Origin of the sequence: Enterococcus sp. E5-162 (assembly GCF_035725965.1) — a bacterium.
GTDB lineage: Bacteria > Bacillota > Bacilli > Lactobacillales > Enterococcaceae > Enterococcus_B > Enterococcus_B lactis.
Genome location: NZ_JAPRFV010000002.1, coordinates 1 through 20,854 on the forward strand (window position 1 = coordinate 1; position 20,854 = coordinate 20,854).

19 protein-coding genes, 1 rRNA gene and 1 other annotated feature are annotated in these 20,854 nt (G+C 38.0%); of the genes, 4 read left to right on the forward strand and 16 right to left on the reverse strand.

Annotation, left to right across the window (positions count from 1 at the left end):
* A 16S ribosomal RNA gene (locus OZZ83_RS02105) occupies positions 1-72 on the reverse strand; the annotation flags it as partial.
* Positions 73-812: 740 nt separating this feature from the next.
* On the opposite strand from OZZ83_RS02105, the gene OZZ83_RS02110 reads away from it, so the two are divergent.
* The 3 genes from OZZ83_RS02110 to serS all read left to right on the forward strand — a co-directional run bounded on the left by OZZ83_RS02110 (position 813) and on the right by serS (position 4,262).
* Positions 813-1,502, forward strand: a complete 690-nt coding sequence (locus OZZ83_RS02110) for a response regulator transcription factor (RefSeq protein ID WP_002295268.1) — start codon at positions 813-815, stop codon at positions 1,500-1,502.
* Entirely contained in the window at positions 1,489-2,697 is a 1,209-nt protein-coding gene (locus OZZ83_RS02115) for a sensor histidine kinase (protein ID WP_002309915.1), read from the forward strand. Before OZZ83_RS02110 ends, OZZ83_RS02115 begins: the two co-directional genes overlap by 14 nt.
* 38 nt (positions 2,698-2,735) lie before the next feature.
* Positions 2,736-2,941 (forward strand) — a binding site (T-box leader).
* A 49-nt stretch (positions 2,942-2,990) separates the two neighbouring features.
* Complete coding sequence (gene serS, locus OZZ83_RS02120) at positions 2,991-4,262, forward strand: serine--tRNA ligase (RefSeq protein ID WP_252706779.1); 1,272 nt, start codon at positions 2,991-2,993, stop codon at positions 4,260-4,262.
* A 414-nt stretch (positions 4,263-4,676) separates the two neighbouring features.
* Here serS and guaB read toward each other — a convergent pair whose 3' ends face one another.
* The 11 genes from guaB to OZZ83_RS02175 all read right to left on the reverse strand — a co-directional run bounded on the left by guaB (position 4,677) and on the right by OZZ83_RS02175 (position 17,516).
* On the reverse strand, positions 4,677-6,161 hold the full coding sequence (gene guaB / locus OZZ83_RS02125) for an IMP dehydrogenase (protein ID WP_002293341.1): 1,485 nt from the start codon (positions 6,159-6,161) through the stop codon (positions 4,677-4,679).
* 383 nt (positions 6,162-6,544) lie between these two features.
* A complete protein-coding gene (locus OZZ83_RS02130) occupies positions 6,545-7,240 on the reverse strand; it encodes a DUF1129 domain-containing protein (RefSeq protein WP_002309913.1) in 696 nt (231 codons plus the stop codon).
* 89 nt (positions 7,241-7,329) lie between these two features.
* Entirely contained in the window at positions 7,330-8,430 is a 1,101-nt protein-coding gene (gene ychF, locus OZZ83_RS02135) for a redox-regulated ATPase YchF (RefSeq protein ID WP_002293105.1), read from the reverse strand.
* Positions 8,431-8,438: 8 nt separating this feature from the next.
* On the reverse strand, positions 8,439-8,630 hold the full coding sequence (locus tag OZZ83_RS02140) for a DUF951 domain-containing protein (RefSeq protein WP_002293106.1): 192 nt from the start codon (positions 8,628-8,630) through the stop codon (positions 8,439-8,441).
* Positions 8,631-8,650: 20 nt separating this feature from the next.
* Entirely contained in the window at positions 8,651-9,541 is an 891-nt protein-coding gene (locus OZZ83_RS02145) for a ParB/RepB/Spo0J family partition protein (RefSeq protein ID WP_002293107.1), read from the reverse strand.
* A complete protein-coding gene (locus OZZ83_RS02150; protein ID WP_002293108.1) occupies positions 9,528-10,295 on the reverse strand; it encodes a ParA family protein in 768 nt (255 codons plus the stop codon). The genes OZZ83_RS02145 and OZZ83_RS02150 overlap by 14 nt, the downstream gene beginning before the upstream one ends.
* Before the next feature lie 11 nt (positions 10,296-10,306).
* Positions 10,307-11,020, reverse strand: coding sequence for a 16S rRNA (guanine(527)-N(7))-methyltransferase RsmG (gene rsmG / locus OZZ83_RS02155; protein ID WP_002309910.1), 714 nt, complete (start codon positions 11,018-11,020; stop codon positions 10,307-10,309).
* A 233-nt stretch (positions 11,021-11,253) separates the two neighbouring features.
* Complete coding sequence (gene mnmG, locus OZZ83_RS02160) at positions 11,254-13,155, reverse strand: tRNA uridine-5-carboxymethylaminomethyl(34) synthesis enzyme MnmG (protein WP_002313911.1); 1,902 nt, start codon at positions 13,153-13,155, stop codon at positions 11,254-11,256.
* A 16-nt stretch (positions 13,156-13,171) separates the two neighbouring features.
* Entirely contained in the window at positions 13,172-14,569 is a 1,398-nt protein-coding gene (gene mnmE / locus OZZ83_RS02165; protein ID WP_002309907.1) for a tRNA uridine-5-carboxymethylaminomethyl(34) synthesis GTPase MnmE, read from the reverse strand.
* 188 nt (positions 14,570-14,757) lie between these two features.
* The gene (locus OZZ83_RS02170) at positions 14,758-16,041 is read right to left on the reverse strand and encodes a hypothetical protein (protein ID WP_252706778.1); all 1,284 of its coding nucleotides are present in this window, start codon (positions 16,039-16,041) and stop codon (positions 14,758-14,760) included.
* 140 nt (positions 16,042-16,181) lie between these two features.
* Positions 16,182-17,516, reverse strand: a complete 1,335-nt coding sequence (locus OZZ83_RS02175; protein WP_002346211.1) for a hypothetical protein — start codon at positions 17,514-17,516, stop codon at positions 16,182-16,184.
* A gap of 217 nt (positions 17,517-17,733) precedes the next feature.
* Here OZZ83_RS02175 and OZZ83_RS02180 point away from each other — a divergent pair, with 217 nt between their 5' ends.
* A complete protein-coding gene (locus tag OZZ83_RS02180) occupies positions 17,734-18,072 on the forward strand; it encodes a hypothetical protein (RefSeq protein WP_104760339.1) in 339 nt (112 codons plus the stop codon).
* 168 nt (positions 18,073-18,240) lie between these two features.
* Here the strand turns inward: OZZ83_RS02180 and jag are convergent, their stop codons facing one another.
* The 4 genes from jag to rpmH form a co-directional block, all read right to left on the reverse strand.
* On the reverse strand, positions 18,241-18,999 hold the full coding sequence (gene jag, locus OZZ83_RS02185) for an RNA-binding cell elongation regulator Jag/EloR (protein ID WP_278023391.1): 759 nt from the start codon (positions 18,997-18,999) through the stop codon (positions 18,241-18,243).
* A gap of 17 nt (positions 19,000-19,016) precedes the next feature.
* Entirely contained in the window at positions 19,017-19,835 is an 819-nt protein-coding gene (locus OZZ83_RS02190) for a YidC/Oxa1 family membrane protein insertase (protein WP_002309900.1), read from the reverse strand.
* Positions 19,832-20,188 carry a ribonuclease P protein component gene (gene rnpA, locus OZZ83_RS02195; protein ID WP_002293120.1) on the reverse strand — a complete coding sequence of 119 codons (357 nt, stop codon included), beginning with the start codon at positions 20,186-20,188 and terminating at the stop codon, positions 19,832-19,834. Before rnpA ends, OZZ83_RS02190 begins: the two co-directional genes overlap by 4 nt.
* Positions 20,189-20,305: 117 nt before the next feature.
* Positions 20,306-20,440: a 50S ribosomal protein L34 gene (gene rpmH, locus OZZ83_RS02200; protein WP_002293121.1), complete on the reverse strand. Its 135-nt coding sequence runs from the start codon at positions 20,438-20,440 to the stop codon at positions 20,306-20,308.
* Positions 20,441-20,854 lie beyond the last annotated feature (414 nt).

Genomic DNA, 20,854 nt, shown 5'->3' on the forward strand with positions numbered 1-20,854 from the left:
GAAGCGTACGACTTGCATGTATTAGGCACGCCGCCAGCGTTCGTCCTGAGCCAGGATCAAACTCTCATAAAAAGTTCGAACAATCTTACGATTGTTAAGCTCAATTTGTTTGCTAGCATATTGCTTGCTTGTTAAAAATGTTTGTTGTCTTGAATTGAATCAAGACGCCCTACACATTTGGTTTGTCTTACTTTGTTCAGTTTTCAAAGGTCTACTTCATCGGAAATGTTTTTCCGATTTATTTTGGCTGCCGTAGCAACTTTTATATCATATCAGAGTGGCAAGTGATTGTCAACTCTTTTTTAAAAGTTTTTTTCGATTTCATTTTTTTGAAATCTTTCAGCAACTCATTTATCATAACTTGTCGTTTGTTATTTGTCAAGAACTTTTTTGAAGTTTTTTTCAATAGAATCAACCTTCGCAAGCTGTTCTTTTTTAACGACTCAGTTATCTTATCATGTCACTATCAACATGTCAATAACTTATTTTTTATTATTTTAAGTTATTGGTGTTCTTTTGAACAAATAATAATATATCAACATCACATACGAAAGTCAATAAGAAAATGCTTATTTATCAACATTTCCAGCTTATATGATCGTTAGTTAGTTCTGCTCCTTTTTTGTTCGTCTTTATAACCTTAAAAAACGAAAAATCCTTTTATTTTCAGTTTAACGTTCATGTTTTTGTCCTATTTATGAGGACCAAATCTCTCACCTTCTAAAATTTTCCTTAACAAAGTGCTGCTTTTATCTATTTCTGCTTTTTTTTGCTAGAATAATAGTAACAATATGACTCTGGAGGATTTATTTATGAAAATTTTGATTGCTGACGACGATAAAGAAATCGTTGAATTATTAAGTATCTATGTTCACAATGAAGGCTATGAAGCAGTAAAAGCTTATGATGGGAAAGAAGCATTATCTAAAATCAGAACAATCCCTGATATTGAATTACTTATTTTAGATATCATGATGCCAGAGATGGACGGGATGCAAGTAGTGAAAGAGCTACGAAAAGAATCTCAAATCCCAATCATTATGCTGACAGCAAAAACTACTGATATGGATAAGATCAAAGGACTGGTGGCTGGTGCAGATGATTATGTAACCAAACCGTTTAATCCATTAGAAGTAATGGCTAGAGTAAAGTCTCTATTACGACGTACAAAAATGCAGATCGCCCCAGATCAGCCTGATGTATTAGAAGTAAATGCATTAATCATCAACAAAGATTCTCATGAAGTTAAAACAATTGATGGGAAAGAAATCCAGTTAACAGCTTTGGAATTCGGTATCCTCTACTTACTTGCTAGTCATCCTAATCGAGTATTTAGCGCAGATGAAATTTTTGAGCGTGTTTGGAAACAAGAAAGTATTGTCTCTGCTAAAACTGTCATGGTTCATGTTAGCCATTTAAGAGATAAGATCGAAGAAGCAACTGGTGGTGAAAAAGTCATTCAAACCGTTTGGGGAGTGGGCTATAAAATTGACGCAAGATAGTAAACGAGCAACTGAAAAACGCCGTCGGATCAACTTGACTTCAAAAGAAATCAGCGAATTGTTAGCGGAAGGAATCATCACGATCATCCTTTTACTTCTATTAAATGTTTCTATTTTGGTTGTTATCAGTTCGGTAATTAATAGTTCACCTTCTTTAACGAATGCGATTTGGGATTCAAAGAATATTTTTGCGGAACGATTGAACACTGATTTATTTTGGAACGGTCGAAACTTTATTATTCCCTTTTTCTTTCTATTAGATATCGGTGTTTTGTATTGGCGTTTGATTCGAAGATATCGCCAAATGCAATTACGACATATCATCAGTGAACTTCATTACATCGCAAATGGAAATTATGATCATCGTATCCCTTTTGAACTTAGTGGTGACTTAAGCCGAGTTGTAACAAGTATCAATGGATTGGTAGATAGCACAGTAGCAGCGATTGAAGACGAACGTAAAATCGAGAAATCAAAAGATGAATTGATCACAAATGTTAGTCACGATATCCGTACCCCACTTACTTCTATCATTGGATATCTAGGATTGATAGAAGATGGTCAGTATCACTCAGAAGAAGATCTTTTAAAGTATACACATACCGCTTATATTAAAGCAAAGCAGATGAAATCTTTAGTGGACGACTTATTTGAATACACTAAGGTACGCCAGCCTGCTGTCCCAGTAAATTTTTCTGCCTTTGATATGATCCAGTTGATCGAACAGTTAGCAGCTGATTTTGAGTTGGAAGCTTCTAAAAAAAATATCCAAATACTTGTGCAGTCAAAAGTAGATTCCCTTATCATGGATGGCGATACAGAAAAACTTGTACGTGTCTTCAATAATCTTTTGACGAATGCGTTGAAATATGGAAAAGGAGCAACGAAAATCGTGATCGAAGTAGAACGTGTCGGTTCAGAAGTTGTTGCAACGGTCAAAAATAATGGAGCAATGATCCCACAACAGGCAATCGATAATCTATTCGACCGCTTTTATCGTGTAGAAGAATCTCGGTCACAAGCAACTGGAGGAACTGGGCTTGGTTTAGCAATCGCTCAAAGTATTGTGGCTTTACATGGTGGCTACATTTATGCAAAATCAGATAAGCAATGGACTTCTTTCATCATGCACCTTCCAATCAAGAAAAATGAAAAATTACCTATTGATGCACAGGAAGTTATTGACGAAAGCTGAAATATTCGCTATTCTTATTACAATTATTAGAATAAATGAAAAACACAGAACCCAGTACACTTTATTCTTTTTCAGAGAGCTGATGGCAGGTGCAAATCAGCAAAGGGTAATTTGGAAGTTCCAGTTCGTTTACGTGCCCTTTCGAAATAAGAAAGGTCGGTTCAACAGCCGTTATGTGTTCAACAAGTGCAGCTTATGCTGAACTTGGGTGGTACCGCGAATTTCAGACTGATTCGTCCCAAGAATAAGGGGATGGATCAGTCTTTTTTTATTTTCAAAAAGGAGGAAATCATATGTTAGATGTAAAAATGATGCGACAAAATATCGAAGAAGTACAAGAAAAATTGATGACTCGGGGCGTTAAAAAAGAAACATTAGCTGAATTCATGGAACTAGATGAAAACCGCCGCAAATTACTAGTCAAAAGTGAAGAATTGAAAAAATACCGAAATGACGTTTCTGCTGAGATCGCTCAATTGAAGCGTGCAAAAGAAGATGCTTCTGCTAAAATCGCTGAAATGAAAGAAGTTGGTGGCAACATCAAAGCATTGGATACTGAAATTGCTGAAGTAGATGAAAAATTGAAACAAATTGCCACTACTTTGCCAAACCTTCCCCATGATTCTGTGCCAGTTGGATCAGACGAAGAGGACAATGTAGAAATCCGTCGTTGGAGAGAACCACGTACATTTGCTTTTGAGCCAAAACCACACTGGGAAATTGCAGAAAATCTGGATATTTTAGACTTTGAACGTGGCGCAAAAGTAGCCGGTAGCCGTTTTGTTTATTATAAAGGGTTGGGCGCTCGATTAGAACGTGCAGTCTACAACTTCATGCTTGATCAGCATATTTACGAACACGGCTATACTGAAATGATCACTCCTTATATCGTCAACAGTAAAGCGATGTTTGGTACAGGACAATTTCCAAAATTCAAAGAAGATGTTTTCCAATTGGAGAATACTGATTTAACATTGATTCCGACAGCTGAAGTCCCATTGACTAACTATTATAATGATGAAATCTTAGATGGTGCGGATTTACCTGTTTATTTCACTGCACTAAGTCCTGCTTTTCGTTCTGAAGCTGGAAGTGCCGGTCGGGATACTCGAGGACTGATCCGTCTTCACCAATTCAATAAAGTAGAAATGGTCAAATTCTCGGATGCAGAACATTCTTACGAAGAATTGGAAAAAATGACAGCTGATGCAGAAGATATATTGAAAAAACTGCATTTGCCTTATCGTGTAATGGCCTTATCAACTGGAGACATGGGCTTTTCTGCAGCTAAAACTTATGATTTAGAAGTATGGATTCCTGCACAAGATACTTATCGTGAAATCAGTTCTTGTTCTAACTGTGAAGATTTCCAAGCACGCCGCGCCATGATTCGTTATCGCGATAATGATGGAAAAATCCACTACGCTCATACTTTGAATGGTTCAGGACTTGCGGTTGGCCGTACAGTAGCTGCCGTTTTGGAGAACTACCAAAATGAAGATGGTTCTGTCACAGTTCCAGAAGCGCTCGTTCCTTATATGGGTAATCTGAAAGTTATTAAATAAAGAGGTTGTGAAAAAGCTGTCCTGCATCAAGTAATAAGAACTGCCAAACAAAAATAGCTCCTCTGATTTTTCGTTTGGTTGGGCTTATTACCGCAGATGCAAGCTTTTGAACACCGTTTATCGAAAGGTTGTGAAATCAGCGTCCTGGCCTGAGTATTAGAGAAAAAAATGGAAAAATAGCTCCTCATATTTTGCCGTTTTTTGAGCTAATACCGAGGGCCAGCTGATTGAACACCGTTTAAAAAAGAAGTCGTGAGCCTGCCGTTTCACTCCAAACCACAAGGAGTAATTTCAAAAAACAGCTCTTCATATTTTATGAATGTTCTACTTGTGATTCGGAGTTGACAAAGGAACATTGTTTACTTAAAAAAAGAGTGGTGACACAACATGTGTCACCACTCTTTTTTAGTATTTTTAAGATTCAACTGAATAGTTTGGTGCTTCTTTCGTGATTTGTACATCATGAGGGTGTGATTCTTTTAATCCACTGCCGCTCATTTGGATGAATTGCGCTTCATCACGTAATTGCTGTAAATTGGCTGCCCCAACATAACCCATTCCTGAACGCAACCCGCCGATCATTTGGAAAATAATGTCTGCAACACTTCCTTTGTAAGCAACTCGACCTTCGATTCCTTCTGGTACTAATTTATTTGCTTCATTGACACTACCTTGGAAGTAACGGTCTTTTGAACCTTTTTCCATCGCGCCTAATGACCCCATACCTCGGTATGTTTTGAATCGTCGTCCTTGGAAGATTTCGAATTCACCTGGTGATTCATCTGTCCCCGCCAACATGCTGCCTAACATAACTGCATGTCCGCCGGCAGCTAATGCTTTGACGATGTCACCAGAGTACTTGATTCCTCCGTCTGCAATAATCGCTTTGCCATATTGACGAGCAACTGATGCTGCATCATAGATAGCTGTGAGCTGAGGTACACCTACACCGGCTACCACACGTGTCGTACAAATCGATCCTGGTCCGATACCGACTTTTACGACATCCACCCCTGCATCATATAAAGCTTTTGTCGCTTCAGCCGTCGCAACGTTCCCAGCAATCAATGTTGCATCTGCAAAAGTTGAACGGATTTCTTGGATTTTTCGGATTACACCTGCACTATGTCCATGAGCTGTATCGATGATGATTGCATCTACCCCTGCTTCTAATAAAGCATTCGCACGCTCGAATGTATCGCTTGTTACACCAACGGCTGCTGCTACAAGTAATCGACCATGTTCATCTTTTGCTGCATTTGGAAATTCGATCACTTTCTCGATATCTTTGATTGTGATCAATCCGCTTAAACGACCTTCGTTATCAACGATTGGTAATTTTTCGATTTTATGTTTTTGCAAAATCTTTTCTGCATCTTTTAGAGAGGTACCTACTGGGGCAGTCACTAAGTTGTCTTTTGTCATCACATCAGCAATGGGCATGTGGTAATCTGTTACAAAACGCATGTCGCGGTTTGTAATGATCCCTACCAATTTTCTGTTTTCAAGTGTTTCAACGATTGGCACACCGCTGATACGGTATTTGCTCATCAATTCTTCTGCATCTGCTACAAGATGCTGTGGTGTTAAGAAGAACGGATCAATGATGACACCACTTTCAGAACGTTTGACTTTTCTTACTTCATCCGCTTGCTGGCTGATCGTCATGTTTTTATGGATCACACCTAATCCGCCTTGTCTTGCCATAGCGATGGCCATCTTGCTGTCGGTAACGGTATCCATACTTGCACTGATGATTGGAATATTCAACTTAATATTTTTAGCTAATTGTACGCTCATATCCACTTCGTTTGGTAACACGTGACTTTCTGCTGGTATCAATAAGACATCATCAAAAGTAAATCCTTTTTTCGTGAACTTTGTTTCCCAGTTGGACATTTTTAGTACCACTCCTCTAATTTAGTTTATCTATTAAAATAATTGATTTTTTCATTTAAGTCAATGATCTACATGGAATCAAATTAGCTTTCTCATAGAATACCAATATAAACCGCTTACATATGTGTGTATGCTAAATGAGGTTGTGAAAAAGCCACTTAGTTTCGAGTATTAATAAAAATTTTGTGAAAATGACTTTCCATATTTTTGCATAGATTTGGCTTAATACCGATAAACTGGCTTTTGAAGACCGTTTATTTACAAATAAGGACTGTGACAAGAATTTTGTCACAGTCCCTTGCTATTATTTAACTATGGATAAACGGAATAAGGTCCTTTACTACCTCTTAATATTTAGTAAAGCTACTGCTCTGCTTTCTGGTTTATCTTCTTGGAACGGATAAACTTCCAATGATCCCATACTTTTTCTTCAAGTAGTAACGGACGGCTAAAGCTGCTGCTCCGATGATGATAACTACTATCGGATCTAATACTGGGTTGATAACTGGTGGCAATAGCGTTGTCGCAGAAAACAGCACGACCCAAAGAAGTGTCGTTCCACCTAGGATAAGCAATGTTTTACCCATTCCTGGTTTCTTGCTTCGATCTGCTCCTGGGTATTCATACTGATAGATGTACTTGTACATCATATAAAAGACCCAGCCACCGATTGCAGAACCTAGAACGAGTGTAGAGAATCCATAAGCTGGCGTTGTTCCACGTGAAAACAATCCGGTAATCGCGATCATGATACTTAATAGACCAAGCAGTAATAACGTATTATCCAACCACATCAATAAAGGGGTCGATGTATTTTGTACTTCTGCTGGTTTATTGATGATTGCTTCCGTTCTTTCAGAGACTGTCCCGAACAATTGGCGAGCTGTTTTTCCGCCTTTTTGTTCTGCAACTAAAGTAGGCAGAATGTCATGAAGGGCTTTTACTTTTTCTTCTTCAGACAAATTCGCTGCTTCTAAAGATTTTTTCAAATCAAAAATGTACTGTTGATTTCTTTTGGTTAATTTTGTTTCTAAACTATTGTTTTCTTTTACGATTTCTCGTAATTGTTCTGGTTCCATTATCTAATAGTCCTCCTTAGCCGTTCCTTTTCTCAACGGTCGTCACAAAAGACATTCTACCATATTCTACAGCTAGTTTGATAGCCCTTTTACACATTAAAGCGGAATAACATTACATCGCCGTCTTGTACGACATAATCTTTTCCTTCTAATCGAACACGTCCAGCTTCTTTTGCTGCATGCATGTTTCCATAATGATCCAAGTCTTCAAAAGAGACAGTTTCCGCACGAATAAATCCACGTTCGAAATCTGAATGGATGATTCCTGCTGCTTGTGGCGCTTTGATTCCTTTTTTGAATGTCCAAGCACGTACTTCTTGTTCCCCAGCAGTAAAGTAAGTAGCTAAGCCTAACAAATCGTAAGCGGCACGGATCAACTGATCCAAACCTGATTCTTCGATTCCTAAAGCTTCTAGAAATTCCGCTTTGTCTTCTTCATCTAATTCTGCGATTTCTTCTTCTGCACGAGCGCTGACCACGATTACTTCTGCATTTTCTTCTGCAGCAAAGTTGCGCACTTCTTGTACATAATGATTCGCGTCTGCATCTGCCACATCATCTTCTGACACATTTGCTACGTAAAGAATCGGTTTTGTCGTCAATAAGAATAGTGATTTAACGATTTTTTGTTCTTCTTCTGTGAATTCGATCGTTCGAGCAGATTTTCCTTCTTCCAGTACAGGTTTGATTTTGTCCAATACAGCTAGCTCTGCCACTGCATCTTTATCTTTGGTTTTAGCAACTTTTGCTACACGAGTATAGCGTTTGTTGATAGATTCCAAGTCTGCTAACACTAGTTCCAAGTTGATTGTATCAATATCTTCTAGTGGATCGACGCGTCCTTCTACGTGAGTGATATTATCATCATCAAAACAGCGTACAACGTGACAAATAGCATCTACTTGGCGGATATGGCTTAAGAATTGATTCCCCAAACCTTCTCCTTTACTTGCGCCTTTTACGATCCCAGCAATATCTGTAAATTCAAAAGTCGTCGGAACAGTTTTTTTCGGATGTACAAGTTCTGTTAAGCGTTGCAGACGCCAGTCAGGTACTTCTACCATCCCTACGTTAGGGTCGATCGTCGCAAAGGGATAGTTTGCTGCTTCTGCTCCTGCTTTTGTGATCGCATTAAACAAAGTTGATTTTCCTACGTTGGGCAACCCAACAATTCCAGCAGTCAATGCCATAAATTTATTCACTCTTTCTCTGCATTTTTTTCAATTACTTTTTTTAATTTCTTTTCAAAATCTCGACGGGTCATCATGACGATATGTCCGCAATTCATACATCTGATTTTGATATCTGCGCCCATTCGAATGACTTCCCAGCGGTTCGTCTGGCAAGCGTGAGGTTTTTTCATTTCAACGATATCGTGCAAGTCGTACATAAAAATAGCCTCCTTTTTGTTTATTCTTCATCAAATTGAATATTCAAGATATCAAGAATTCGTGTCAAATCTTTTTGAGAAAGGTATTCGATCTCGATCTTACCTTTCCCGTTTTTTTCTTGGATAGCTACGCTCGTACCGAATTTATCCATCAAACGATCTTCGCTTTCTCGGATATAATATGGTTTTTCCTTTGCTAGCCTTGGGATTTTTTTCTTTTCTTTTCCATCGTTTTGATTTAACTCAGAAACAATCTGTTCCAGTTGGCGGACAGTTAAATTTTCAGTTACTGCACGATTGGCTAATTTCAAGATCAATGATTTGTTTTTCAAGCCTAACAGCGTACGAGCTTGTCCCATAGATAAACGTTGATCTTGCACCATTTCCTTAACAAGATCTGGTAAAGAAAGCAAGCGCAAATAATTGGCGATATAAGGTCTGCTCTTTCCTAAACGACTAGCCACTTCTGCTTGTGTCAGTTTCAGATTTTTCATCAGCATTTCATACGCTTCTGCTTCTTCTAATGGATTCAGATCTTCCCGTTGCAAGTTTTCCAACACGGCTACTTGCATCATTGCTTCTTCGTCAAAGTCTCTGACAATAGCAGGGATCGTTTCTTTTTCAGCTAGTTTGGACGCTCGAAAACGTCTTTCCCCTGCGATGATCTCATATCCTTTTACTGCAGAACGGCGTACGATGATTGGTTGGAAGACGCCTGATTGTTCAATAGAATTAGCTAGTTCTTGCAAAGATACTTCTTCAAATGTCTTACGCGGCTGATACGGATTTGGACGCAGCTCATTCAATGGCAACTGGACCACAGTATCATCTTTTACATCCACCGTCTCTAAGTTTTCTAAATCTTGGAACAATGCATCGATTCCTCGGCCTAATCCTTTACTTTTCTTCACGACTTACCACTTCCTTTGCCAATGCTTGGTAGACTTCAGCTCCCCGAGAACGTGGATCGTAGTCGATGATCGGTTTTCCATGACTAGGTGCTTCTGATAAACGAATATTTCTTGGGATGATTGTTTCATAGACTTTTTCGCGGAAGTATTTGCGTACTTCTTCTACGACTTCATTTCCCAGATTTGTTCGTGCATCATACATGGTCAGCAAGACACCTTCTATTTCTAATTCTGGATTGAAGTGCTTTTGAACTAAACGAACCGTATTCAGTAATTGGCTTAATCCTTCCAATGCGTAATATTCACACTGAACAGGTATCAAAATCGAATCACTTGCTGTAAATGAATTGATTGTCAAATGGCCAAGAGAAGGCGGACAGTCGATCAAGATATAATCATACTGGCTGCTGACTTCTGCTAAAGATCCTTTTAATCTTGATTCTCTTGCCATCATTGATGTCAATTCGATCTCTGCTCCTGCTAATTGGAGAGTCGCAGGCACAATACTCAAATTTTCGTGTTCAGTGATCAAAGTCGCCTCATCAATTGGCAATTCATTGACTAGAACGTCATAGATGTCTTTTGTCACATCGGGTTTTCTGATCCCGACACCACTGGTAGCATTTCCTTGGGCATCCATATCCACTAGCAATACTTTTTTGCCAAGGCTGGCAAGACAAGCACCTAGATTTACCGTCGTCGTTGTTTTGCCGACGCCACCTTTTTGGTTCGCAACAGATATTATTTGTGCCATCTCTTCTCCTCCTATTTGATTGGCTGCTTATTAGGCAGACCGGGCTTTCTTGGGTATTTCTTTGGGGTTATTTTCTTTTTTTGAATAACGATAATATGCCGTTGGTCAGAGACATTCGGCAAGGTAACTGCCTCTTCTTTGAGGAATTTACCACCTAATAAAGCAATCGCTTGTTTTGCTTCTGTCAGTTCCTCTTCACTTTTTGCTGCTTTCAATGCATAAAAATAGCCTTCTTGTTTAGCCAAGGGCAAACATAATTCTGCTAACACATTCAAACGAGCAACTGCACGAGCAGTGACAAGGTCAAATGATGCACGAAATTGAGGATTTTGTCCAAATGTTTCTGCCCGGTCATGATATAAGGAAGCATCGATTCCTAATAATCGAGTTAGTTCAGACAAGAAGGTTATTCGTTTATTCAGAGAATCAACAATCGTTATCTGCAATTCAGGAAAGGCAATTTTTAAAGGTATGCTAGGAAACCCTGCTCCTGAACCGACATCGCATAAAGATAAAGGTTGCGTAAAGTCTACTTCAAATGCTAATGTAAGCGAATCGTAAAAATGCTTCAGGTATACGTCTTTTTCATCCGTAATGGCTGTAAGATTCATTTTTTCGTTCCATTCGACTAATGTCCGATAATAGATAGCAAATTGATCCATTTGATGATCGGTAAGCTCTATCCCTTTTTCTGCCAAAGATTGGCGAAATTCTTCTGGTATCATAATTATTCCTTTCATTGTGAAACAGCAATTGTTTCACAGATTCTCTCCCTACTTTAACGCAAAATCCCAAGACATGCAATCCTTCCATATGGATTCTTAAAAATTTGAAAAGTAAGAAAAGTCGATAGATTTTTTCTTTCTATTATGGCACTTATAAAATACACATAGAAGAGAGAACTAGCTTTGAGCAATTTCTGCAAAAACTGGTTCTCTCTTCTATTTATTATTACGTATTACGCTGGTTCACTGACTTTCGCAATCTTCCCTTGTTCAATGTAGACCATTAAGATGCTTAGATCTGCAGGATTTACCCCGCTGATCCGGCTAGCTTGGGCAATCGTTTCTGGTTGGATTTTCTGCAATTTTTGTTTTGCTTCTGTTGCTAATCCGTTGATTGCTGCGTAGTCGATGTTTTCTGGAATCTTTTTCGCTTCCATGCGTTTTAATTTTTCTACTTTTTCCATGGCTTTTTTGATGTAGCCTTCATATTTGATTTGGATTTCTACTTGTTCGATTTCTTTTCGTGTCAATTCTTCATTCTCTGGGATAAACCGTAGAAGATCTGCATAAGTAATCTCAGGGCGTCTTAAAAAGTCGCTTGCTAGTACGCCATCTTTTAGAGGTGCCGCATTAATCGTCGCTAAAAAGGCTTGAACTTCTTCTGTTGGTTTGATCCGTACATTCATCAAACGTTTGATTTCTTGTTCAACTGCTTCTTTTTTCTTCAAATAAGCCTTGTATTGGTCTTCTTTTACTAAGCCCACACGGTGGCCCATTTCTGTCAATCGCAAATCTGCATTATCATGACGTAAAAGCAGACGGTATTCAGCACGTGAAGTCAGCAAACGGTAAGGTTCGTTCGTTCCTTTTGTCACCAAATCATCGATCATAACACCGATGTAACCGTCACTTCGTTTGATTACTAAAGGTTCTTTTCCTTGAACTTTCAAAGCTGCATTGATACCAGCAATCAGCCCTTGTCCAGCCGCTTCTTCATACCCGCTTGTACCATTTGTTTGTCCAGCTGTATAAAGATTTTCAACGACTTTAGTTTCTAATGTCGGACGGAGCTGGTGTGGTTCTACTACGTCATATTCGATAGCATATCCTGTACGCATCATTTCTACTTTTTCCAAACCGGCGATGGAATGAAGCATGTCGACTTGGACATCTTCTGGTAAAGAAGTAGATAACCCTTGAACATAGACTTCTTCTGTGTTCAAGCCTTCTGGTTCTAAAAATAGTTGGTGACGTTGTTTGTCTGCAAAACGCACGATCTTATCTTCGATGGATGGACAATAGCGAGCACCTACCCCTTCAACGATCCCTGTAAACATTGGGGCACGATGTAAGTTGTCTCGAATGATTTGGTGAGTCGTCTCACCTGTATAGGTTAGCCAGCAAGATTCCTGATCTAGTTTATAGGCACTATCTGGTGTGCTGAAACTAAAATGATTCGGCTCTTTGTCACCAGGTTGTTCTTCTGTAACAGAATAATCGATCGTACTTGATTTTACTCGAGGCGGCGTTCCTGTTTTGAACCGTTCGATAGCAAAGCCAAGTTCTTTTAGATGATTCGCTAGTCCAATAGAAGGTTGAGAGTTATTCGGACCTGATGAATATTTCAATTCACCGATAATGATTTCTCCGCGAAGTGCTGTTCCGGCTGTAATAACAACTGCTTTTGCCCGGTAGCTCGCTCCTGTGGAAGTCACTACACCATGACAAATACCATCTTCGACGATCAGTTCTTCGACGATTCCTTGTCTTAGCGTCAAATTTGGTTCTTTTTCGATCGTATGTTTCATTTGTGTTGAATAAGCATGTTTGTCTGCTTGTGCTCGCAATGCTCGGACAGCTGGGCCTTTTCCTGTGTTCAACATACGCATTTGGATATAGGTTTTATCGATATTCTTACCCATTTCTCCACCTAGCGCATCGATTTCTCGAACAACAACGCCTTTAGCTGGTCCGCCTACAGAAGGATTACATGGCATGAATGCTACCATATCCAAATTTATTGTCAGTAATAACGTTTTCGAGCCCATACGTGCAGCAGCAAGTGCAGCTTCTGAACCAGCATGTCCTGCGCCGACAACGATCACGTCATACGCATCTGCTTCATAATGTTTCAATCGTTTGTTCCTCCTTTTATTTTCCTAAACAAAATTGACTGAATAATTGAGTGATCAATTCATCTTGTACACTGTCGCCAACTACTTCTCCTAGATAATCCCAACAACGCGTCATATCGATTTGAACGAGATCCACAGGCATTCCTGCATCAATACCTGCAATGACTTCTTCAAGTGACAGAGAAGCTTTTTCTAACAATGCGATATGGCGGGTATTGGAAACATAGGTAGCGTCTCTTTCTCCTGTTTCTCCGCTGAAGAATAAATCAGAAATAGCTGATTCCAAATGATCTAGTCCGTCGTTTTTAGCTACGGAAATTGAAAAAACTGGTTCATTTTCGATCAATTTGTTCAATTTTTCTTGTTCCAACTGTGCTGGCAAATCTGTTTTATTTAGAAGAATGATCCGTTTCAATCCCTTTGTCGCTTCCAGTAATTGTTCATCTTCTGCTGTCAGTGGTTCGCTTTGGTTTAGAACAAGTAAGATCAAGTCTGCTTCTGCTAATGCTTTACGGCTTCTTTCGACCCCAATACGTTCCACCACATCTTCTGTTTCCCGAATTCCAGCTGTATCGATTAACTTGAGCGGTACCCCCCGAACATTGACATACTCTTCGATTACATCTCTAGTCGTTCCTGCAATGTCCGTAACGATTGCTTTTTCTTCTCTTAACAAATGGTTCAACAAACTTGATTTACCGACATTTGGCCGGCCGATAATCGCCGTACTTAACCCTTCCCGCAGAACCTTTCCTTGCTTGGATGTAGCAAGTAGTGCTTGGATTCTTTGTTGGATCATCTGTGCTTTTTCAAGCAATAACTTCGTAGTCAATTCTTCGACGTCGTCATATTCCGGATAATCAATATTTACTTCTACTTGGGCTAATGTCTCTAAAATCTCTTGTCTCAATGAACGGATCAAGGCAGACAGATTGCCGTCTAACTGATTGAGGGCTAACCCCATTGCTTTATCTGTTTTTGCTCGAATCAAATCCATCACAGCTTCTGCCTGTGAAAGGTCAACACGACCATTCAAGAATGCTCGTTTTGTGAATTCGCCTGGCTCAGCTAATCTTGCCCCTTCTCTTAACAGTAACTGCAAAATTTGATTGACTACGACGATCCCGCCGTGACAATTGATTTCTACCACATCTTCCCGCGTAAATGTCTTTGGTGCTCTCATCACGGAGACCATGACTTCATCGACTAGCTGATCGCTCTTAGGATCAACGATATGTCCATAATGGATCGTATGGCTTGGTACTTCTGATAGTCGTTTATTCCCAGAATGATAAACTTTATCTGCTAATTGCACAGCTTGATCGCCACTTAAACGAACGATACTGATTGCTCCTTCTCCAGGCGGGGTAGAAATTGCCGCAATCGTATCAAATTCTAAAGTAATTTCAGCCATTTTTTCACTTCCTTTTTCATTTTGCGCACAAAAAAAGTGCCCACTCCACCCTTTATGCATAATAAATGGTGAACTTCGCACTTTGACTGCTTGTTCTTGATTAAATTCTGGTCATAGGTTATCACACTTGTCATAAGGAATCAAGTGTTTAAAACAAGTTATATGAAGTTGTACCTCACTTGATTCCATTACCTTACATTTAATTGCCTTTGGCTGTCTCTTTGTGTTCTTTGATTCTTTTTTGAATTGGAATCAATAATGATTTTACGCAGTGTTTCTACTTTTTTCTGATCAAATTGATCACACCTATTTCTTATCGCTTTGATTTCCGCTCCTGTTATGTGACGGGATTCAGGAACTACTTCTTTCCGAGGAACAAATGGGATTGTCCAAATTGCATTGTTATATTTATCACCCCAAAATACTTTATGGATTTTTTTATTCTCCAGTGGAAGCTGTTCTCGCTCTTTTTTTCTATCCAAATAATGATCATAGGCTTTTGAAATAAAATTTCTCACTTCTTCTTTACCATATCCCGATTTTTCCAAGTGCATGATCATTAGTTCATTCATTACATAGTTGAATTTTTCTGTCGATAATGTTTTGTATTTCGTTTGCCAAAAGTTTCTGTCGTGGATAGTGACTTGTTTTCTGGTTCCCAAAATATATTTTAAAGAAGCATTCATATTATTTATTTCACAGTTTCCTTGAACATACTGAGTAGTAGCAATATGATTCGCAACATATTCTTTTTCTGTGCAGTTACTTAGCTTGTTTAAAATGTGATAAGTTCTTTTAGCTGTAGCAAATGGATTAATTCTTTCTTCAAAGGTAAGATGCTGCCTTCCTATCCGAAGCACTTCTTCCAATCCTTTCTTCTCTACTCCTTCATAGACATAAACTGGGGTGATTTTTAGGGTCTCTTGATCGAACCACAGCTTTTCTTGAATCTTTTTTTTCAATGCTCTTTTATCAGGGCAGTGCATTCTCATTTGTGCTTTATCATAAACTTCTACGTTCAGACGATCTTGCCCTTTTTTTATGATGAAAGTGACGCCATGACCATTTTTGAACCATGAATACCACTTTTCTTTATAAAACATCGAAACTGGTACAACTAAAAAACTATCTTTATGATTATTCTCTAGCTCATTGATGTAATTTTTAAATAATTTTGTATGGATTGAACCATAAATACTTTTTTGAATGGATTCTTTGATTTTGTTGATGTCCCGACCTTCGAATTCATCTGGATAAACATTGAGGATTTGTTGGTAAACGGTCATAAATTCAAGCGTCGGGCTTGTACTGGGTTTCGTCTTAAAAAAAATATCATTTCCAATCATGTTCCAATTTTGTAAAAGAACACTGCACATTTCTGGCACATATTTTTCGCTATTTACGTACTTTTCTCTTTTTTTATCCGCTGATTGAATCAGCATTTCTACTTGTGCTGCATCTAAAAGATCCATCTTTAAACGCTCCTTTCTTCTCTCTAACAAATGAATAATACTGTATGAGCAAGGATTTATCTTTCTTCAAAAAAGGGAGACTAAATAAATAGGATAACGCTATCTTAACGTTTCTTTTAAAAAGAAAAATGACCTATTTATCAAACTTCTCTTATAACACCTTGTTCTTGTTGTCTTCTTCGTCGTTCAACCATCGTACTAAACGAAGGAACTGATATTCTTCGGATAATATTGTGTAGTTGTTGTTGCCTAGATTCCGTACACTTTATTTTGACAGAGAGAATTTCAATAGGCGTTAAATGATAACAACTTTTCTGTTTATTTTCGCTAGAAGGCAGTCCATAAGAAAAACAAAGCGTATGGTCGATGGATTTTCTAATTTCAGTCGGGATAATCCAATGATTATTTTTGTTGATTCCTCCCCATTCTGATTTATGTGCTATTTTGTCAATCATATCAAGAGCTGATCGCTGACTTTTGGCTTCTTTATAGACTTCATAAGCATTTCTAATGAAATTTTCTGTCACTTGTCCATAGCCTATTTTTTTCAAATGCGTGAACATCAGCTCATTTATTGTGTGATTTAATTGTTCCGTAGATAACGTTTTGTATTTCGTTTGAAAGAATTTCTTGCCATCAATAATAATTTCTGACTTTGTTCCTAGTATGTATTTTAATGCCGCATTCATGTTTTTGATTTCGCTGTTATCTCTTACATATTGAATTGTCCCTACATGAGAGGAATATCCTTCTATTGTTGCGTACTTACTTAATTTATTGTAAATATAATAACTCTTCTTATATTTGGGAAAAGGAACTGCTTTTTCATGCCAATTGTAATGATTTCTTCCTATGCGTAAAACGTCAACCAGTGATTGAACATCGCTCAGTTCATATGTGTATATAGGAGTTAGTTTTGCTATTTCTTCCTTTGTCCATGAATTTTTATGAACATTTTTTTTCTTCGCATATTCATCTGGACGAACTGCTCTGATTTGAACTTTGTCATAAATCTGGACATTTATCTGATTATTTTGTTTTTGGATAATCACTGCAACATCAGATCTTTTTGTGAAATCAGCAGATCTATAACTTAGATAATAAAATGAAACAGGTACTACTAAAAAGCTGTCTTGATCATTGTTTTTCAATTCATTGATATAGTTACTGAACAACTCGGTATGGATCGAACCATAAATACTTTTTTGAATCGATTCTTTGATTTTTTTGATGTCACGTCCTTCGAATTCCTCAGGATGAATATCGAGAAGCTGCTGATAAATTGCCATAAATTCAATCGTGGGAGTTGTACTAGGCTTTTCGATTAGAAAAGTATCATTGTCGCGCATATTCCAATTTTGTAGAAGAAGACTGCACATATCCCGCGCATAGATATCACTTTTTAAATAACGATTTCGCTTTCGATTTGCTGATTTGATCAAATCTGTTACTTGTTTTTCAGTCAATATATTCATTCTATATGCCTTTCCTTCCTTCATTGAGTAAAACAACTTTTAAGACTACGAAATACCCAATTAATTATAACATCTGTGGTTTCTGTATATTTTCTAGCTTTTTCAAAATAAAGAAATAATTGTTTCTCTTCTATTCATGCTTTTTCTTTCTTCATAAAAACGGTAAACTAGAATGGGAGCGCTATCTAAAATATTTGTTTTTGAAAGGAGAAAAGGAATGAGCCAGTTCAACTCTGATGCATTGAAAGAAGAAAGTGATCCTCGGATCAATGATGTTGTTTTATCTACAGGAAATATCAATCAAAAATATATCGTCCGCGATATCGTTTTTGTTGTGGAATGCTTAGAAGCTGATTTGTTTGACCCAGCTTTTCCCAATGAGGATCTTTTCTTGACAACGAAGAGGAAATTAAAAATGAAGGTTCTTGAATATGGTGCGAATGCGGTGATCAACTGTCATTTTGAGTATCAGCAAAGAAATCGGGATGGAAAGTATTTTCTGGAACTTTTTGCTTATGGAACAGTGATCCAATTTATCCAAACGACGATTGGTTAAATGAAATAGACAAAAAAAAGCGGAGCAAAACTGAAAACAGTTTCGTTCCGCTTTTTTCTATCAAAGTTAGTGACTACTTCATCGTATACTCTGATAAGAATGATTTCTAGTAAAATATACTTGGTTTGAAAAACTTTGTCAACGTGATTTATTCAAAAAGTAATGGAATCAATAATATTTTTTAGCAGGTTCAACTACTAAGTAACGATAAGGTTCCTCACCTTCCGAATGTGTTTTTACATGTTCATCTTTGCTTAATGCCGCATGGATTTGTTTACGTTCAAAGGCAGGCATTGGTTCTAAGAAAACAGGCTGTCCTGTCCGTTTTACTTTTTCAGCCGTGCGATCAGCTAAACGCTGAATAATCTCTTGGCGCTTTTCGCGGTAATTGCCTACATTGACCACTACAGATAGCTTATTTCTTGCTAAACGATGGATAAAGACTTGTGCCAGATATTGCAGTGCATTCAACGTTTTTCCATGTTTCCCAATCAGTAACCCTTGTTTTTGTGTTTCTAAATGAAAAACGACCATATTATTTGATTCTCTTTCCATTTTAACAAGTGCTGGAGCATCAAGTTGTTTTGAAATTTCAGTAAGATAGACTGCCAATTCCGTTAAAGCTGCTTCATCACCTAGCTCACTTACTTCTTCTGTTTTTTCTTCAAGAATCGTTTCGTTGACTACCTCGATCTCAACTGTTGGTTCTTCTTCTAAAATCTCTTCTACCGTCTGTTCTACTGTTTCAGAAATTTTTTCGCTGATACTTGGCTGGATCGAAAGCCGTGCATTCTTTCGGCCCATTCCTAGGAAACCTTTTTTTCCTTCTTCCAATATTTCGATTTCAACTTGGTCTTTGGTCAAACCCAAATCAGCTAGACCTAGTTGAACAGCTTCATCTATTGTTGCAGCTTCATAAATCGGCATTAGCATTCCCTCCCCTATTATTTCCGTTTTTTCTTAGGATTCATTGCTTTCTTCAACGCACGTTCTCTTTCGCGGATTTTCCGTGCTTCTTCTTCCCGTTCTTTTCGAATTTTGAAAGGATTGTTGATCAGCAATGTTTGTACAACTTGGAAGGCATTGGAAACCACCCAGTATAATGAAAGACCGCTGGCTAAATTGACACCCATCACTAAAATCATTACAGGCATCACGAAATTCATGATCTTCATTGATGCATTCGATTCAATTTGACTCATACTAGATAAATACGTACTTGCAAAAGTAAAGATTGCTGCTAGAATCGGCAAGATAAATGTTGGATCCGCGTTCCCTAAGTTCAACCATAAGAAATGACCTTGTTTCAACTCAGGTACACGGGAAATAGATTGCCATAACGCCATCAAGATTGGCATTTGTACCAATAAAGGAAGACAACCAGCATATGGATTGACTCCATTTTCCGCATATAAACGCTGTTGCTCTTCTCTTAATTTACTTTGTGTTTCTGGGTCTCTTGAACTATATTGTTGCTGCAGTGCTTTTAATTTCGGTTGTAATTCTTGTGTCTTACGCATGCTCTTTGTTTGGAAATGCATCAGCGGCAACAAGATTACACGGATGATCAATGTAAATAAAATGATCCCTATTCCTGCATTACCAAATGACAACGCCTTGATCGCCTCAGCAAAGTAATAAACAATATAACGATCCCAAATTCCTGTACTTTGTGCGCTGACTTCCCCAGTTCCGCAACCGGATAAGACGATGACCAAACTAACGATACCGGCCATCAAAAGTAAACGTTTGTATTTCTTCACTTACTCTTTTCCTCTCTGTCGATTATTTTTGCAAGTTTTAAGACGTGGACTAAATTGGAGCGAACCTCATCATAAGTTAGCCCCTTCACACTTGGTCTAGCAATCACAATAAAATCCAACTCCGGATCAATCTCTTCTTTTATAGAATAAACTGCTGCTCGGATTTTTCGTTTGACTTCATTGCGGCTTACCGCGTTGCCGACCTTTTTTCCTACAGATAAACCAACTCGAAAATGAGGCTGTCCCGGTTTTTTCAAACGGTAAACGACGAATTTGCGGTTAGCAAAAGAATCTCCCGTATGAAACACGGCTTGAAACTCTCGTTCTTTTTTTACTCGATACGCTTTTCTCATTAGTTTTCTTTCCTTTTCTATCTCTCACTTACGCTCATAATCATACCATAATTACGATTGTCCTTTCATCATTTCCCTAAAAAAGAGTATAAAAAAAACCACTGAAACCCCAGTGGCCTAAGCTGAAAGAACTTTTCTTCCTTTACGACGACGGCTAGCTAACACACGACGTCCATTTTTAGTACTCATACGTTTACGGAATCCGTGAACTTTTTGACGTTTACGTTTATTTGGTTGGTATGTTCTTTTCATATATTCCACCTCCAAAATGTTCTTATCTATTTTATAAACACAGACATACTTTGATAGTATAACGACAAAGTAGTGATTTTGTCAATATAAAATAGAAGATCGATTGTCAAAACTTATCCACAAGATTATTTTTTTCTATGGGAATCTCATGTGGAAAAAGTTATGCACAGGAATTATCCACAAATAATAACGAGGTACTTTTACACAGAAAACACACGTGTAAAAAAAGTAATCCACAACCAGACGTTTTCCTGTGCATTTCGTCCCTAAACCATTGATAAATATACATTTGTTATCCACAGGTACAGGAGGAAATCTAGTGATTTTTACAAGTTGTCCACCTGTGCATTAGTGGTGTGGAAAACTTTTTTTGACAGCTGTGTTTTTCTCTTTTTTTTATTTGTCGATTATGTG